At 66.0% G+C, this 17,610-nt stretch carries 10 protein-coding genes; 5 read left to right on the forward strand and 5 right to left on the reverse strand.

Features of this window, described 5'->3' with window-relative positions:
* Positions 1 to 488 precede the first annotated feature (488 nt).
* Positions 489 to 1,232 carry a hypothetical protein gene (locus tag ACIA5D_RS48935; RefSeq protein WP_396037598.1) on the forward strand — a complete coding sequence of 248 codons (744 nt, stop codon included), beginning with the start codon at positions 489 to 491 and terminating at the stop codon, positions 1,230 to 1,232.
* A gap of 464 nt (positions 1,233 to 1,696) precedes the next feature.
* Entirely contained in the window at positions 1,697 to 2,170 is a 474-nt protein-coding gene (locus tag ACIA5D_RS48940; protein WP_396037599.1) for a hypothetical protein, read from the forward strand.
* Positions 2,171 to 2,587: 417 nt separating this feature from the next.
* Here ACIA5D_RS48940 and ACIA5D_RS48945 read toward each other — a convergent pair whose 3' ends face one another.
* The gene (locus tag ACIA5D_RS48945) at positions 2,588 to 3,799 is read right to left on the reverse strand and encodes a tyrosine-type recombinase/integrase (protein ID WP_396037600.1); all 1,212 of its coding nucleotides are present in this window, start codon (positions 3,797 to 3,799) and stop codon (positions 2,588 to 2,590) included.
* A 355-nt stretch (positions 3,800 to 4,154) separates the two neighbouring features.
* Between ACIA5D_RS48945 and ACIA5D_RS48950 the strand changes: the two genes are divergently transcribed.
* From ACIA5D_RS48950 to ACIA5D_RS48960, 3 genes are all read left to right on the forward strand, one after another.
* On the forward strand, positions 4,155 to 5,177 hold the full coding sequence (locus ACIA5D_RS48950; protein WP_396037601.1) for a hypothetical protein: 1,023 nt from the start codon (positions 4,155 to 4,157) through the stop codon (positions 5,175 to 5,177).
* A 469-nt stretch (positions 5,178 to 5,646) separates the two neighbouring features.
* The gene (locus tag ACIA5D_RS48955) at positions 5,647 to 6,774 is read left to right on the forward strand and encodes a helix-turn-helix domain-containing protein (RefSeq protein ID WP_396037602.1); all 1,128 of its coding nucleotides are present in this window, start codon (positions 5,647 to 5,649) and stop codon (positions 6,772 to 6,774) included.
* Between the two features lie 35 nt (positions 6,775 to 6,809).
* Entirely contained in the window at positions 6,810 to 7,922 is a 1,113-nt protein-coding gene (locus ACIA5D_RS48960; RefSeq protein ID WP_396037603.1) for a hypothetical protein, read from the forward strand.
* Here ACIA5D_RS48960 and ACIA5D_RS48965 read toward each other — a convergent pair.
* The 4 genes from ACIA5D_RS48965 to ACIA5D_RS48980 form a co-directional block, all read right to left on the reverse strand.
* Complete coding sequence (locus ACIA5D_RS48965) at positions 7,887 to 8,480, reverse strand: hypothetical protein (RefSeq protein WP_396037604.1); 594 nt, start codon at positions 8,478 to 8,480, stop codon at positions 7,887 to 7,889. The two genes, ACIA5D_RS48960 and ACIA5D_RS48965, sit on opposite strands and share 36 nt — an antisense overlap.
* A gap of 574 nt (positions 8,481 to 9,054) precedes the next feature.
* Positions 9,055 to 12,090, reverse strand: coding sequence for a P-loop NTPase fold protein (locus ACIA5D_RS48970; protein ID WP_396037605.1), 3,036 nt, complete (start codon positions 12,088 to 12,090; stop codon positions 9,055 to 9,057).
* 224 nt (positions 12,091 to 12,314) lie between these two features.
* Positions 12,315 to 13,421, reverse strand: a complete 1,107-nt coding sequence (locus ACIA5D_RS48975; RefSeq protein WP_396037606.1) for a hypothetical protein — start codon at positions 13,419 to 13,421, stop codon at positions 12,315 to 12,317.
* A gap of 235 nt (positions 13,422 to 13,656) precedes the next feature.
* Entirely contained in the window at positions 13,657 to 17,253 is a 3,597-nt protein-coding gene (locus ACIA5D_RS48980; protein WP_396037607.1) for a DUF4365 domain-containing protein, read from the reverse strand.
* Between the last annotated feature and the right edge of the window lie 357 nt (positions 17,254 to 17,610).

Below are 17,610 nucleotides of genomic sequence, written 5' to 3' on the forward strand. Positions count from 1 at the left end.
AGACACCCCGGCAAGTCCGGAACGAGTTCGAAGACCGGCAGCTTGCCGCATGAATTAGAACAAATCCGCCTGTCCGAAAAGATCGGGGCAGCTCAGACATCCTGCGAGCTACCCCATCTTCAACTGCAAACCGAATCCCACCGCTTGCCACCTCAAATGAGGCAGCCCAGGTCAGGAGTCCATCGCTGCCTCAGTTGTACTGGCAAAGGACACGTGAGTTTGGGCGCCACCCCTCAGCGAGGACGGGCTCACGTGTCGTCGGCCGGTACACCGTTCACGCACGGTGACGGGTGTAGCAGGCAGGGCGTGCCTTGCCTGCGGCAGAAAGGACCGGTCCATCGTCGCTACTGCCGTCGCTACTGCGCGGTCAGGCGGGCGGCGGTCGTCCGTTCGCAGGTGCGGTTGGCTGGCTCGGGCGACGCCGAGGGTGTTGATCAGCGATTATCGTCTGACCAGTGCGCGGACTTCGAGACTGCAGAGGGGCAATCGTGCCGGGTAGCGATGCAGCGGGGCTGTCCGGGCTGATCGTCCGGGAGGGCGATCTTGTCGAGGCGAGCGGCCCGGTCGAGGCGGGTTCGAGGATGTGCTCGCCGGCCCCGGACCCCCTCCTCATCAACGCTCCCTGCCGGTGGAGCATCCGGGTGCCGGGCGTCGAACCGACGCACGGCGCGACGGTGCGCGGGCGGTGGCATCCGGGCCGGCTGTCCGACATCCGGCGGATGCCGTACTCGCCCCCGTCGACCGGCCGGCTCCAGGACCTCGATATGCCGGACACCTCGCCTTGCCTGGCCCCCGCCGGTGGTTGGCGCGACGGCGAGGACTGGTTCGACGAGCCGGCCCGCGACTATCTGCGCGCACATGCTGAGCAGTTCGCAGAGCCGTTCGCGACACACGTCGGGAACGCCCGCATCCTGGTGGTCGAGGTGGTCAGCGGCGACGTAGACCAGGCCCGCGCGGCGTTGAGGGCGATATACACCGACAACCTCTGCGTGGTCGCCGTACCCGGCGGGCACAGCATCGCCGCCGAGGACAGGCTGCAGGCCACCACCGGCAAAGCAATCGGGGCGCTGATGGACGAGACCGGGCGGCCGGACATCTACCTGGCCAGCTCGCAGAACGGCAAGATACGGGTGATGATGCTCCAGTTGACCGAGCCGCTGTACGACACGCTGGCCGCGATCGGCCTCGACCGCCTGATCCTCGACCCGTGGATCCGCCCGGTCGGCCCGTGATGTCGGCGGGATCCGGCGGGCCGTGAACTACATGTCTCCGGCTCAGCACAGGCATGCGCCGGTTCCCGGAGCCGCCCGAGGGCCCGCCCACAAACGGCATCAACGCCCGCTGTCTGCGATAACCACCATTTCTGGCGCGGCCCCGCCCTCTATCGCCCGTTGAGCGACGCATTCTCATCGGCCGCACACTCGCGCCCCGAATCGCCTCATGATCACTTGCACAGAGGGTGAGCGGGCTCGTCAGCGACCGTCGGCACCACCGGTAGTTCAAGATCCGCGAGTGGTGCCGGTTCTCACGAACATTGCGGCACGCGGCGCCTGGCCACGTGGCGCCGAAGGTCGCGAACAACAGGCGCCCAAACTCGCGAACGAAGCCAGCCGCCACAACGGCCACGTTCCTCGGGACCACCGGAGACCACCGCGGACCACTTCCGCGGCCCGCCACCGCGCAGGATCATGAAGCCATGGCCAGGACAACCACACGGGCGATCTGCACCTTGCCGGGACACGATTTGAGCCACCGGCGCGAGGGCCGAGACAGGCGCCGGCGGTCTGAACGCCGCCTACCGGCAGGCAATCAGAAGGCATCCGCCGCGCCCGCCGGCTACGGCCTGCACCCGGGCGGTCGGACCAAGATCACCGTACGGACGTTCGTGTCACTGATGTGTCGTGATCATCCAGAATGGACATCGAACAACCGCGATGCCCAAGGTTACAGCCACACGCCGACGGTCGGCGGATCGTGGGAGGGAATGCCTGCTCAACGCCACTTTCCGGATGCACGCGCTCGCGTGGAGACCGGACGCCGCACTTCCCCACAGGCCGACAGGAAGGACGCGATCAACGAAGCCCCGGCAAACCGTACGCGCGTTCGGGCAAAAATGCGTGTCGTCGTGATCCGAAAGCATTCACGGGAGGAAATGAAAAAGGCCAGCTGAGCTGGCCTTTCACCAAGTCGGGCTGACAGGATTTGAACCTGCGACCCCTTGACCCCCAGCAAGTGCAAGGCCCAGCGACGTGCTCAATGACGTTTTCCCAGGTCACTAGAAATCGTATCAGGCCGAGTAAAGGTGTCGCTACCACCCACCTCCCGCTGATCCCACCACAACCATCCTACCTGCGGTTTCGTCGCACGAGTTCCCTCAGACGAGTTCTCTCGAGCGTCTTACGTGCGTTCCAGCGACGCCACGGCAGCCGATTCGGGATAACGATCGGCGTGCTAACCCGAGATCGACGCGATCCCTTGACTAGCGCCTACGACCCGCTAGGCCGACTCGATCCCATTCCGCCGATTACTCAACACGGAATCGGCCATTATCGCGAGTTCTTTGCTGCGGCGGGCGAGCCGGCGTCCGTTATCGCGTCAGCGACCGCTTGGACCCTGGTACCCGCTTTCCGGGCCTCCGCGTAGGTGTAACTTGGCAGGCCTTGCGGACCTCAGGAACGACGGCTGGCGATGTCTCGTCCGGCCAGTTCCGCAGCGACCCTGCCTGGCGTTCGGGTAACGTCATCAATTCGGCGATTCGGTCCGTGGCCTGCAGGCGCCGGGTTGAGTTGACCCGGGTGTAGTAGCGCATCAGCGTGGCCGGATCATGGCCGAGCCGCTCCGCGACCTCGTGAACGCCGTAGCCGGCGTCGAGCAGACTCGACGCGATCAGATGCCGAATCTGGTGCGGGCCGATCGGCCCGACTTCCGCGGCCACGGCCAGCTGATTGAATCGGTCGGTGAGATTGTCTGGCCGCATCGGCCGGCCCGTCCGGCCGGTGAACACGTACCGCGACGCCGGGCCGGCCGCGGCCGCCGTAACCAAGTCGAGCGTCACGGGGTCGAGTACCAGCGTGCGCACGCCGTTGTGCGACTTCGGGGGCTTCACCCGAAGTCGGCTTCCGGGATCCTCGACCACCAGTTGCCTGCGCACCGTCAACGTGCCCTGCACCGGTTCCAGGTCACCGCACCGCAAACCACACAGCTCCCCGCGCCGCAGGCCGGACACGAGTAACAGCCGCCACATCGGATACAAACGATCCCCAGCGACGTAGTCGCCGAAGCGTCGCGCCTCGGCCAGCGACCATACCGGCCGCTCGTCGTCGCTCTCGCGCGGCTTACGCGTCCCTAAGTTCCTGCCGACCTGTTCCGCGAATACCTTCGCGAGCACCAGGTTCAGCGTTCGCAGGGTAGTGCGGGAATAGCCGCTTCCTTCCAGCTCGCGGTAGGCACGCTCCACCATTCTGGCGCTGAGCCGGGACGCTCGCACGCCGCCCACATACGGGTAGATCAAGCCGAGCAGCCACCGGTAGCCGTACACAGTGTTGGGCTCAAGTTCCTGCTCACGGGCCAGCACCCAGCCCTCGCAAATGTTCTGCACGCTGTCACTCAGCCGCGGTCTCGGATGCAGCGCGTCCCGCTGCCGGTACAACCGGCCGTACTCGGACTTCGCCGCCTTCGCCGTGGCGAAACCGGACCGGCGTGCCTGCATCCGGCTCCCACCGTGGTCACGGCCCATCTCAAGCCGGAACTCGAACAACCCTGTCACCGGATCCTGAACGATCGCATCGGTATCGGACATTGTCCGCACATCCGCTCCTGTCATAGCTCCCAGATAAGAGGAACCTTCACCTTGACCAACGAGCCGACCGAGGAGAGGCAACCCGCACGCGTCGATATCACTCGATCAGGAAGCGACGGAGCGCGGGCGGACAGAGGCACTCGAGGATCGGCCGGTGCAGGTCTCGGCCTAGACGAATGACTTACCCGGGTTCGCCGCGGTCGGCATCGTCCCTGCTTGGGCGGCAATGCGGCCCGGCCGGATCCACTTCGCTGATAGCGATATCCCGCTATAACCGTTATGCCAGTTCGAGTGGATGGCACAGTTGGCACAGCTTTCGTGAATGGCATTGTGCCATCTGTGCCATCGTCGGCTCATGACCCCGATCCCGCTGTCCCAATGGGCCGACCGCAACGGCATCCCCCGACGCACCGCCTACAACTGGGCGAAGTCCGGCAAACTCAACGTCCCGATCCACCGCACCCTCACCGGCCGCCTTGTCGTACTCGACGACTCCGATCAGGACGCTCAGGACGCGCACCCGTTCACCGCCGCGTACGCGGAAGCACTGAGCCTTCCCGTCGGTCTCCATGCCGACGACTTTCACCACTCCCCGGTCCTCGAGGCCTGGGGCATCGACCTGTACGACGCCGTCGCCGATGACCTCCGGCCGCTCGTGCTGCAGCTCGCCGTGCCCGCCGCGAGCTCCCGCGTCAAACGCGACGCATGGTGGCGACTGACCGACTGGCTCGGCCGCGTCGAACTCGCCGACTGGTTCACCTCCACCGGATTCCCGCAAATCGCCACCCTGTTCGCTGACCGCACACCGATCACCGACAAAAACAGCTACCTCGACTGGTGGCCCTGCGGCGTCGGCTCCTTCGAGTTCTGGCGCGACTTCGACGACCACGTCAGCGCCGCCGTCAAGGCGGCCGGCTTGGGCGTCCCGGACGACAACGGCGCCGCGGCCAGCCTGGCCGAGAACGCCCTCGCTGACAACGCCCCGATCGCCAGCCGCCGAGACAGCCTGCGAAACCGGCTCGACAAACTCGCCACCGCCGAACTACCCGGCACACCCGCGCCCGAGGCGCCCGACCGCAGCGACCTCTGGAGCCTCCGGTCGATGTACGCCGAACCACTCTGGGCACTCGCCCGTCCCTACGCGCGCCGCACCGCCGAAGAAGTCTGCGCACTGATCGGCTGGGACCCGCTCAGCCCGGCACCACCGGCCGGACACCCGCTGCACGAAGTCGGCTACCCCGCCTGCCTGCACGCCTCCGAGACGGCGCTGGTGCCGTACGTCCACGACGCCCACATCCGCGAAATCGACGCCTTCCGGCGCATCGCGCTCGGCAAACCGTTCGACAATCGACCGCCTGAAGCCCTCAGCCACGGGTAAAGCGCCTTTGCCGCGGACCGCGACACGCCGAGCACACCTACGGCGACGTGTGGCGGGATGAATGGCATCGCCCGGGCCGTGCACCTGGCGTACTGACGAGCTACTTTCATGTAGCGCACAGGTCGTTGACGACGACCGAACGAACTCGTTCGGACGCGCCCTCAAGACGCTCCTTAACCTGCTTGCCGCTCGCGAAAGATCCCTCAGTGGACTCGAACGGCAACGGCGTCAGGTGACGCCATCTCCTGTCGCGCATTACTCGGGCCTCGCTGCCGTATGGCGCCCGTCAATCCAGTGCACTCGTACCGGGTCTGCCGGCCGCCTGCAGGCAGCGCATTCCGGGACGCCCACGAACTTGGGAGCCCTGGAGTTACATCCGAAGAGCTGTCCGCGGCGCTCCCTCGGGGCTCAAGTCCCGCTCGGAATGCTGCGAAATGATCTCGGAATATTTTGGACTATCTGTGTTACTGTGCGTCAGGACATCCTAGACAGTGCAGAGGTGACTGTGCGAGGCAGCGGAGCGGCACTGGCAGTTGTACGTCAGGCAAAGGGTGGAGGCTGGACCCAGGCCAGGCTGGCCAAGGAGGCTGGCCTGTCCCAGGGCTTCCTTTCCAAGGTCGAGAGCGGACAGGCTGAGATAGAGGGCGAGGCTCTGATCGCAGTTGCATCAGCCCTGGAGGTGCCAGCCGATCTGCTCGCGTTGCGGGATCCACACCTGGGCGGCGGCGTTTCGTGTGTGCATCACCGACGTCGACGCAGCCGGCTGGCGGCCGGAAGTGCACGGCGCATTGAAGGCCTGACCCAGTTGGCCAGCCTGTCAGCTACCCGGCTGCTGGAAGAGGTCCCGCACCGGCTCGCCTCCGACCTGCCGGAACTGCCCATTGAGAACCACAGCCCCGAGCAGGCTGCTCAACTGTTGCGCGCGCAGGCTGGCATCAAGGACGGGGAACCAGTCGTTGACATGATCAGGCTCGTCGAAAGCTTCGGCGTCGTGATCGTTCGGCGCGATCTTGGCACCGATGCACAGGACGCGGTCAGCCTGCGCGTACCCGGCCGCAGCCCGATCATCGTGGTCAACACGGCATTGCCCCCCGACCGGCAGCGCTTCAGTGTCGCCCACGAAGCCGGCCATCTGGTACTCCACGGTTGGCAGGTATCAACCGGCGAGGACGATGTCGAGCAGGAGGCCAACGACTTCGCTCGCGAGATCATTGCCCCGGCCGCCTCGATACGGCCGTTTCTCGCCGGCCTGACACCCCGAGACTTCCGGCCGCTGATCGGTCTCAAATTGCATTGGGGCATCTCGATCGCCGCACTGATCGAGACCGCTAAGCGTGCAGGCACCATCGATTCCGACACGCATCAGGCGCTACGCATGAGACTCAACACGCTTGGTTGGCGTCTAGTAGAGCCCGGCGTCCTCCCGGAGGAAAACCCGCAGTTGATCAACAGCGTAGTTGACCTTCACCTCGACACACTGCACCGCTCGGTAGAGAAGGTCGCCGCTGTGGCCCTCATGCTTCCGCAGCCATTCGAGTACCACTACATGAGCCATCGTGCCGCGCTCGGCCGCGGCGGGGCGGAGGCTGTGAAGTGATGCCCCCAGACCTCCCGGACGCCAGCAAGCGACGAGTGCCCGCGTACGCGGCGCAGCTCCAGGAGACGCTGCTAATTCAATGCAGGAGCGAGCAGGCATTATCAGCGGCGGCGACGGCCAATACCGAAGGCTGCGGCCTGGTCATTACCGCGGCGGGTCACCGAGGCTACGCCGGGCAGATACAGGCCTTCCGCGCTGCCAGCCATCTACGGAACCGGCTCGGCTTCCAACGGCCCTTGCTTCTGGATGCCGAACGATACACGGGTAAGAATCGGCTAACAGCAGCAGCGGAATTCGATCAGGGATGGATCAGCCGACAGCGCGAATTGGGGTTGCCGGTGCTGACAGACTCCGGGTACGTCGCCGAAGGCGACGACACCGGGGTCGGAAGCATCCTGGAGCGCACCGCAGCCCTCGGTGACGCGATCGCACTGCTACCGCTTCACTTGTCATGGCTCAGAAACCCCGGAGCCACCACCAACCTGGCCGACCAGATCGCTACCGCCGGCCTTCCGGTCGCCCTGGTCCTGGAACATAAGGACGACCCGTTCGGGCTCGTCGGCGTCGCCGCCAGCCTCATGCGCATCATCGAGGCCGGACCACCCGTGTTGCTGTTGCGGTGCGACATCTCAGCGGTGGGATCACTATGCGCCGGCGCACTCGCGGCGGCCGTCGGTACCACCACCTCCCTACGACACCTCTACCCAGCCCCGAAGGACGGCGGAGGCGGGGGCGGCAGCACCGAGTCACCGATGATCGCAGCAGTCATCCGGGAGTGCATGGCTTACATCAACCTGGCGAAGATTCTTTTCGCAGCGAAAGCTGATCCGGAGGACGTTCTCTGGCAGTGTGACTGTGACGCCTGCTTGCGCGTCCCGATCAGCCAGCTTGCCTTGCACCCCGAAGAACGTCAGGAGGAACTTGCGTTCATCCATTCCGTCACCGCCGTACTCGAGTTGCGCGCCAAGCTCCTGACACCCGGGTCCACTCGCGCCCAGCGCCTGGCCAGCTGGCAAGCCCACTGCCAACAAGCTCAGGTCAGGCACATGGAAATAGAAGCGACCACCGACAGATTCGACCCGCCCACAGCACTTCGCCGCTGGCAGGAAGCGCTAGCCCAGCTGAACCGGAAGCATCGCGTCCGGTGACTCCGCACGGCTCAGCAGCGTTCCGTAGAGTTGCTCCTCGACCCACCTATCAGCCACGGTGCGCCGGGCATTGGCAAGCCGTCCTGGAAATCCCTGCTGGAGTACCTCGACACGCTGCCCGGTCCCAGCCACGACCGCGATACCGGAGTATGCACATTCGAGCTGCTGTTGCTTTGAAAGTCGGCGCCCGCTCGGGACCAGAACCGCGCTAGCGGAAAATCCGCGCCACTTGCGAGCGGTTCCGACCAACGTTTTGACTGACTGCGCCTCGTGAGCCAGCACGCCAACAACCGAGATCACACTACGCGGAAAGGTCTCATCAGCCTGCGGCCACTCCCACATCGCCAACGTATCGGTATCAAGCATAGGCTGCGCCGTACCGCGTTCTTGCCGGGCTATGTGCGCATCACGGTCGAATCTGACCACCATCGACGTGACAGTGCCGAGCAGCGCCACTCGAGAAACGAGAAACCCCTGCCACCCCAAAGCATCGGTCGCCAGGTCCGGCAACGACAGCTGGCCAGGAGGAACCGTGCCCGTATCGTGACGGCTGGCCATCTACTGTCCCCCCACGATCATGACCCGATGGTTGCGCATCGAGCGCCTCACCGCACTACCGAACCCGTACCCACGCGGTCACTCTTCGCAATAACGAGGGTGGCGACCCGTCAAGCTGGCTGCTCAACAGCCTATAGAACAGATGTACGGCTGTTGGTGGAGAGTCGGTAACACAGCGCAGTTCCCCCGTTCAGCGGACCGCATCAGCCGTCGGCGGCTGAGCGACACAGCATCCTTTGTCTGTGATCATCGCAGCGATCGGATCGGTCCGGGCGCGACGGCAGGCGTGGCGTGCTCGCGCACAGTGGCCAGGCATGGAGACGGAGTCGATGAGTTCGGGATTCCGGAGCTTCCAAGCCATCGGGTTTCCCTCGAACAGGATGACGGCACGTCTGTCGGCTCCGGCTGAAAACCGACCACGTGCTTCCTAGAACCCGCTCAACACGAAGGTCAAGATTCGGGCGGCGTTGACACTCAGCCTTCAAGAGTAAGACGGCGATGCGCCGGCGAGCAGAGCAGCGCTCCCGCCGACCGCGTCTTCGAGGTGGTCCTCCGGTGTAACGGATCCGCGAATTCATTGGGGTGCCGCGTCCCACATGTCCAGGATCGCTCGCTCATGCTGTCGGTACCCGTCTTCGCTCAGCCAGTCCCGCAGTGCTGCCGCCGTGAAGTCGCTGGATCCGGATCGGTAGCGGTAGACCTTGGTGTGTTCGCTGCGATTCGCGGCGCCTCGCCGTTGGTAGGCGCTGAGGTCGACGACCTCCGCGAGTCCTTTGGGTGTTGTCAGCGACAATCGCAGGAGTGAGGTATCAGGTAGAGGCGTTTGATTGTCGAACGTCGTCCACAACTCCTTCGCGGTCTGCGTGCAGTGAACGAGCGCATCGATGAGTTCGAACAAGCCCTGCAGAGTTAGCACGGCGGAGGTGGAAGCCACTGGGGTTTCCGCCGGTGTGGGCGGGTCTTGTTCTGCGAGTTCGGCGAGGTAGAACCCGATACCGATCGTCATCAGCAGTGACTGCGGATTTGGGCTTCCGGCTGCCTGTCCGGTAAGCAGTTCGACGCCGAGCCTGACAGGCGATGCTTGAGGAGAATTGTCATCAGGCGCGGCGGTCCGGGCGCCGGAACGCGCAACGGTGTAGTACTGGCCGCCGACCTCGCTGATGGCCCAGGGCTCGGCGGCGGCACCCCATTCGTCTAGACGCTTACGAATCCAGGAGCTGATCGGCGAACCTTCCATCGCGGCGAGAAGGAACTCTTCCCGTGCGTCCGCGGAAGGACCCCATCCGTTGTTAACCCGAGCAGGAATTTCGCTCGACGCCGGCATCAAGATGGAGACGTGGAGTGTCAGGTCGATCGGTTCGCCACCACCGTCCACCAGCACGCGGCGATTCGCGAAGGGGTGCAGCGATTCCTCAGCCGGGCTCGGCAACAGCATCCCCGGTTCCGTGGTGCCCGCCACAAGCGCCTCGACGAGGCAGCCGGCAGCGAACCGACGCCGATTCGCCCACGACACGTCGGCCCGATCAATCGCACCCGGCCGGGCACCCTCCGCGGCGTCACCCAGCTGCGCCCGGCCGGCGGCGACGTGCTGACGTCCGACGCGGCGTAGGAAGGCCGCCGTATCGAACCCGCCGATACGGGTGTGGTGGCCGGCAAATCCGTAGACGACCTCGGTTTCGACGAGGCGGGCCGCGAGATCCGCGATCGGCAGGCCGTTGTTGACAGCGGCGGTGATCCGCCGGTCGATGTCGGCGTCACCGAATGCCGACTCCAGCCGAGAGATGTACAGGCCTACCGGCTCGATCGGTGCAGCATCTCCGAGCCGCGTATGCTCCACGACCCTCGTCCACGCCGCCTCGTACGCGGCTCTCACCACATCCGCGATCCACGACGAGCCAGCGGTTTGAGCGGCCAGGCGTGCGATGGTGACGTCAGCTGGCTCGGGAACGGCCAGCCGGATCGCGTTCAACAGATACTGCAACTGACCGGATTCGCTAGGCCCGGCATCGGGCAGCGGCCCGCTGTCGGCTCGTTGCAGCAACGCCGCGAGCCAGACGGTGGCCTCCTCATCGGGCCCGAAGCCTCCGGCCGCAGGAACGCGAAGATGACTGAACTGTTCGAACACATACGGGATGACCGCAGCGGCCTCGCTGCTGGACAATTCCGCGGACAGCGACGCGGCCCGGCGCAGGGTCCGCGCCGTTCGGGCGCACGCGTGGGCGTCGGTGAGGTCCGGTCGTAGTGCCGTGGTGAGTTCCGTGGTCGCCGTGCGGCGGCGTCCCTCGGCCAGTTCCCGGATCGCCCGGCCGATGGCACCGTCGCTGATCTCCCCGATGATCGAGGTCAGGGCGAAGTAGCGTTCGGTGTAGTCGGGGTCGCTGATCCGTTGTTGCCCGTGCCGCCGGTGCTGATCCCGAATCGCTCTGATCCTGTCTTCAGCCAGCAGCGGGAAGAGCCGTTGCAGGGCGGCCGCTACCCGGCCGGTGTGCGGCGCCGGCACGTCGAGCTTGGCCAGCGCTTCCTCATCGAATTCGGTGCGGAGATCAGGGATCTCGGCGTTATCGACGAGCGCGCCGCGGTGCACGGCGATGGTCTGATACAGGCGTGGATAGGTGATCCGTAGGAAGGTGACGGTGATGAAGTCGACGACGTCGACCTCGGCGGCGTCGACCAGCGGCAGGTAAATGTCGACCTGAGCTAGCAGCCGGGCGATGCCGCGCGGCTCGGTCAAGACCGGCAGCAGGAGCGACTCGCGTTCCTCGATCATCCGGCGCTGCGCGTCCTCGCTCAGGGTCGCGGACGCCCGACTCAGCGCACCGGCACAGCCGGTGTTGAACAGCGATTCGGCGTGCTCCAGCCGGACGGGCGGCTGCTCGAGGCGCAACGTGACGATTTTCTCCAGGAACGCGACCGCCCGGGCGCCGTGCTTATCGGCGATCGGGGTCGTGGACAGCACCTCGAGGACGGTCTGCTGGTCGTATGCGAGGACGTAGTGCACATGTGGCAGCCGGCCCAAAACCCGCACTGCCCGAAACACTGCCAGGAGTTGGTCGGGCTGCAGCCGGTCGACATCGTCGATGACGATCAGCGTCGGGCGAGCCAGCTCAAGCAGCGCCTCACGGACCTGGACGGCCTGGTCCTCGAGCGTGCCCTGGTCGGTGAACCGCTGTAGGGCTTCCTTCGCCACCTCAGACATGGCGCCGCCCACCAACGGCACCATATTCAACGCCGGCGCGGCCAAAGCCCCGTACTTAGAAAGCTGAGTCCGGACCCGGGCGCCGGCGCGGCTCTTCTCCGGGACCGCGCTGCGGATCGCGGCGAGCAACTCGGTGACCACCGCGTCAGGGCCAGACAACGCCCATGGGTTGATCCAGGCGACGCCCCACGAGTCGGGTTTGAGGCCCGCCACCATCATCCGGATCGTGCTCGTCTTGCCGCTGCCCCACGGGCCGACCAGGCCGACCACCGTGCTGCTCGACCGGGAGCCAATCTGCTCGAGCAAATTGACTGCGCGTGCCACGAAAGGGCCGCGCCCGAACAGGTCGTCGCTCTGTTCGTCGATCGGGTCGTCGACCCACCAGTTGCCGTCGGCCAGACCGGACACCGCCATAGATAGCTACCTCCAAAGCCGCGGCCAGCGTAGCGAGCCGACGCTCCCACAACGCACCTGACGCAGGATCACTTGGACGTTCACCCTGCCGCGCGACACTCAGCCATCGGCATACCCTTGCAGTGTTCGGCTTGGGCCAAGCTCAGCGCCGGAACCCCCGGGCGGCCGACCCGCGGAGCTGGCCGCGTGGTGCGGGTCAATGCGAGGAACCGCGACCGGCGACCTCAGCTGTCGATCTCAGCTGGTCGCGACCAGAGGGCTGCCGCGGGTCGCGATGCCAGGCCGGCGATCAGTGCAGACGGATGGGTCAGCGCGAACGCGCGGGTGGCGTAGAAGTCGGCGTACGCGCGCACGGCACCGTCGTCATCTCGTCGCCGTGGCCGGACCGCGTCGCGGAACTCCCGAGTAACGATCGCGTTGACGCCCACGAGATAGCGCTCGGCCAGGATCGAGTCGATCGATTCCCACAGTCTGTAGAACTCCGGTCCGGTTGGCCGGCCAGGGTCGACGGCCTGTCCGCGCCGAGCTGCGGCGCGACGCTGCAGCTGCTCCATGGCCGAGATCGGTTCCCGGGGTGAAGGCAGGGGCCGCAGCCGGGCGGCATCGAGGTCGCGTTGGAAAGAGTCGAGCCGCTCGGTCAGCTCAGCATCGTGATCGGGCACCAGACCGTGTCCGTCGAGGTCGACCATGTGCACCGCGGCGATCGCGTCCGCGGTCACCGCTAACGACAACGACCCGGGCGACTCGTAGACGTTGAGGTAGCGGACCGCTTGCAGGCCCTCGGCCCGGAGCTCGGTATTGGACAAACGGGCCGCGCGCTGCTCGTTTTCGTCCCGGTAGCCAGTCTCGACCCGGGTCGAGTCCAGGTCGAGTGCCACCCGGTACAGGAAGAACCGGGAGTCACGGTCGTCCTGGTACTTCATCCGACGCAACACGTTCTCGATCGCAGCCTCATACGTGCCGACGTGCAGTGCCAGGCCGGAAAGCATAGCGATCTGCTCGTCGGTGACGAGGCCGAAGTCGCGCAGCCGTTGCCGCTCCTGTACCTCGTAGGTCAGCGAGGGCCAGTCTGGCGATGTGCTCGTGTGATACCACGCCAAGCGACCGAGCTGTTCATTCTCCAGCGCGGGATCCTTGAGATTGCGCAACGCGGCAACGGCTCGGCCGAAGTGAATGCTTCCCCAACAGCGCGAGCATGGTATGTGAGCTTCGTTGATCTCGGCCTCATAGTCGGCCGCGCTCAGATCCTCGACGCCACCGCAGCTGCAACGCATGCGGTAGTTGTAGGCGAAACTGACCGGCCGGTCGACCAGCTCCGGAACCATGGTCACGAAATGAACACCGCCACACGTCTCTCTTCGCGCACTGGTTCCGTTGCCTGCCGACGACGTTACGTCGCGGCCGGAATACCTGTCCCGTGGCCCGGCCGCAGTGCGGTGCCAACGATAGCCAACGGTGCGGCACCGTCCGTTATCGATCGCACGCCGATGCCGACGTACTACGACGAGGTGGGGCGCCGGGCAAAGTTGACAATGGAGCTGCGGCGTGGACGTGGCGGCTGGCCGTCTAATCTTCAGCATCAGAGAATGCCGGAAGCATCTCGGCCGCCGCTGCCCAAGGATCGTCTACCCCTCGTTGTCGCATAGTGTCGGCTAGGGCAAGCAAGACGAAGCGCGGCTTTGGCGCGATCCCGTCGGCCGTCGCCTCTGCGAGACGAGCAAGATAGTCGCCGGGCACTGGTAGGCCACCTTCGTGAGCGGCATCAATGGCCGCCACCACGATCTGCTGGTAGCGCTGGGTGCGTTGCGCGGGTGGGCAATCCTGGAGGCTCCCGTACAGCGCGTATTTTGTGACGAGCACGAGGTTGTCGCCGGACACGCGGGCAGCATGAGATGCCACTAAACGCCATTGGTCGATGCGGCTGGCGCCGGCTCGTTTCCACCACTGGCCGCGGCTGATGTTGAGCAGGCCGGCGCCACTCCAGTCGCCGTCGGGTTCCAGTTGAGCTAGGTCGTCGCCGCTGAGCGGTAGGTCGACGACGTATTCGGCCGCCAGCCGAAGCACCATTTCGCGCGTTTTGTCGGTTGACAACCCAGCTGCGGTAATCAGGTCGGTGGTACTGAAAGCGGGGACTCCCCGAGCGCGGGCGTTCTGGCGCAGCGCGACATCGTCGGCGTATAGGGCGAGGCCAAGGCGGCTGGCCAGGGCGATCGCGTCTTGGGCTGGGCCATGACTGGGTTCGATGTCGTGGCGGCTCAGGCGGGTGGTGATCGTTTCGAGTTCGGCTGCGTGGACGCGTAGGCTGGCGCGCCGTTCGGCTGGGATGTGCTCGCGCCGTGGCTGCCCGTTGTAGATCCCGAAGATGACGTCGGTGGCGGTGGCGGCCCAGACGCTGTCGCGGGTGCGGGTGGCGTCGTCGGCGGCGCTGGCCGGGGTGTGCAGTTCCGCGAATCGCATCCTCAGCAGTTCGCCATCGCGGCCGAGTAATTGCTGCAGATACAACGCGGACTGGTCCACCACGACGCTGCCTTGGTGTAGGGCCTGGCGGGCGGTGGCCGTTCCGACGGCGGCAATCCCCGGCTCGAGGTCGGTGGCCGGGGTCATGCCAGCGGTGCGCAGCAGCAGCATCCTGCCGTATGGGCTGCGCACCAGCGACGCCAGCGCGGCGAGCGGCTCCCGACCCTGCTGCACTCGTTGCCGGAGCTCCTCGAGTCGCTGGTAGCCGATCTGCCCGAGCTGTTCGGTCACGGTCGCCTCGGCGATCGTGTCCGGATCCACGTCCGCGTAAACCCTGGCGGTCAGCGCCTCGATGCGGTCGAGCAGTGCCTGTGGCCACGGCAACGATTGGCCTTGCCGCCGGCGATGCTGCTCGCGGCGCAGTAGACCGATGAGCCCTTCGACGAGTTCGGGTACGTCGCCGAAACGCTCAGCTAGATCCGCTGCGGTTGCAGCGTCTTGGTCGGTGAGATCGACGCCCAGGTGCAGCTGCGCCCAGAGTCGCGCCTGCTGCTCGGTGTCCGGGTTGGGACGGTGCTGGTCGAGAGCGCGGCGGGCTGCGGGAGCGTCGCGGATCGTGTAGAAGGCCTGGGCCAGGCTCCAGACCAGATAGTTGTCTTGATTTTCATGCAGACCTGCCTGGCACACTCGGATAAGGCGGTCCCAGTCGCCGCTCCCGCTCAAATGCTGGACTAGCTGGCGGCGGAGCAGGGCACGGGTATCGCCCGATAGACGGGTGTCAGCGAGTAGGTCGGTGACCACGGACGGCGTATCGGCCTCGCTTTCCGTCCACGCGGCTGACGGGAGGACCTCGGCGAGCATCGCGTCCTGCCACCGGGCGTACTGAAGGCGCCATTCCCTGGCGGCCGCGGCACCGCCGTGGTATCGCTGGAGCACCATGATCAGACGTACTGCGGCGATGACGCGATCCTGTGCCATAAGCCGCAGTGACGGAATCGCGCCGTCGGGGTCACCCTGTGCGGCCTGTGCGACGGATTCGGCGAGCTGGTAAGTCCATTCAGGAGTTATTGACCGGTCGCGCAGGTCTTCAGCCTCCGGGATCGGCCACACCCCCAGGTCGGCCAGTCGCAGGATGCAGGCGGCGCGGCTGCGGTCGTCATCGGCGGTACGCATTGCGCGCAGCCACGCCTGCCGCCGCTGTGTCAGATCGCCTCCGCGCAGTTCGAGTTCCTGCGCGGCGAGCTGGTCCAGGTACGGATCCGAGTTCAGCGATTGTTTGAAGACCGCCAAGGCATCGCCGCGGTCGGACATCTGGGCGGCGGCAGCACCCCGGCGGGCGATCTCTGGGGCTGCGGCTTCTCGGTCGGTCGCGGACCCGCCGGCCGCAGCCGGTAGCGCGAGGTTCACCACAGTGGCCAGGTCGCCATCGAGGGTTTCCAGATCGAGAAGCTCCGCGAGGGCGTTCTCGCTCGGGCCGGACCACCGGCGGTACTCGTCGCGTGCAGCGCGAGCATGTCCGCGTGCTTCGATGCTGTCTGGTCCACCGAACCCGGCGTGCTCCTGGATGCGGCGACGCAGCATTTCCGCCAGCCGCAGCCGCATGTCGGGGTTGCGTTCTTCAGGTCCGGTGACGGCCCGCCGCACGAACGCGATGGCCCCATCGATATCGGCGTCGCGAAGGCGTTGCTCGGCCAGGAAGTTCAACACCGAGGGCTCGGCGTTAAGTTCGTCGTCGGTCGCCTCCCGCATCGATGGGGGAACCTCGAGCTGCGCCGCGTGGTCGCCGGGCATGGACAGGGCGGCCAAGCCCACGTCGGCGAGAAGCACCGCACCCTCGGCCCTGGCCTGCTCAAGGTAGGTCCGCGCCTCGCGGCGCCGCCCTACTGTGATCAAAGCGAGGCCGGCAAGTGCCCGCCGTCTTGGCGTCCGCGGACCGCCCGCCCGCACGGACCGGTCGAACGCATCGAATGCGAGATCGTGCTGACCATGGGAATTGGCGTACCCGGCGGTAGCGGCCCACAGCTGCGGACTTGCGGTGCTACCGACCAGCCAGCTCGGCGCTGCGGCCAACAGCTGCTGGACTGCAAAGCGCGGCTGGGCGCGGCCCTCAGCGAGAACCTGCGCCACCCGGGCGGCCGCGGTCCGATCGACCTGTTCAGCCGTTTGCAGGGCATTGACAGTCGGCCACGGCAGAACCTGCAGCGACCGGTCATAAACGGCGATCGCCGCCGGCCCCAACCGGCGCGCGATGTCCTCGAGCGCCGGCTTCGCCGAAACGTCCAGCACGTTGGCCTCCGGCACGATCACCTTGAAGCCCTTACCCGTGCGCGTGGCGGTGGTCTGGTCGACGATCTGCCAGTACAGCTTCTCGGTGGTCGGGTGATGCAAGATCAGAATGACAGGCAAGCTGTGTCCGAGCCAGTAGTTGTAGTGCTTAAGGGTCGACTCGGCGAATAACCATCCCCCAGGAGCCGCTGTATCGAACCAGGACTTCCCGCTCTTGATCTGCGCGCCGATGTTCTTGCCAGTGACCTGGTCGTCGCCTGACACGACCTCCAGGTGCCCGTCAATGCCGTAATCGGCGATCGGCTGCTCGCGGAAAATCCACTTCAATCGCTTTGTGATCATGTGGTTCACCTCGACAACGCCGTCGCGCTCCACCTGATGCGTCTCGTCACGTCTCGGCAGATCGATCGGCTCAGTCACAAGGAGATCTTCCGTGACACGCCGCCCGTGCGCAAAGCAGTGCGCGCGTGTTCCGAAACCTCGACTACCTCGGCTGTGGCGAGAAGTCGGGGCTGAAAGCTGGTGTCACGGCCAACGCAGGGCCAATTGCGCGCCATCAGGCCGCGTCAGATACACACGATGTGGTGAACCGGCGACCCCGCTGAACAGGGTCCCGGGCGATCGCAATCGCTACCATTGCGGCCGCGGCCGTGCCCGGGACCCTGTAGGGCACGCAGCACGCCGACGGCCACCGGGTTCGGTGCGATCACGCACAGCAACGATGCGTGTAGGTGCACACCGACACCAGCAAGTGGCGCCCAGCGGCCGATCGCGTCG

Origin of the sequence: Actinoplanes sp. NPDC051513 (assembly GCF_044454685.1) — a bacterium.
Lineage (GTDB): Bacteria > Actinomycetota > Actinomycetes > Mycobacteriales > Micromonosporaceae > Actinoplanes.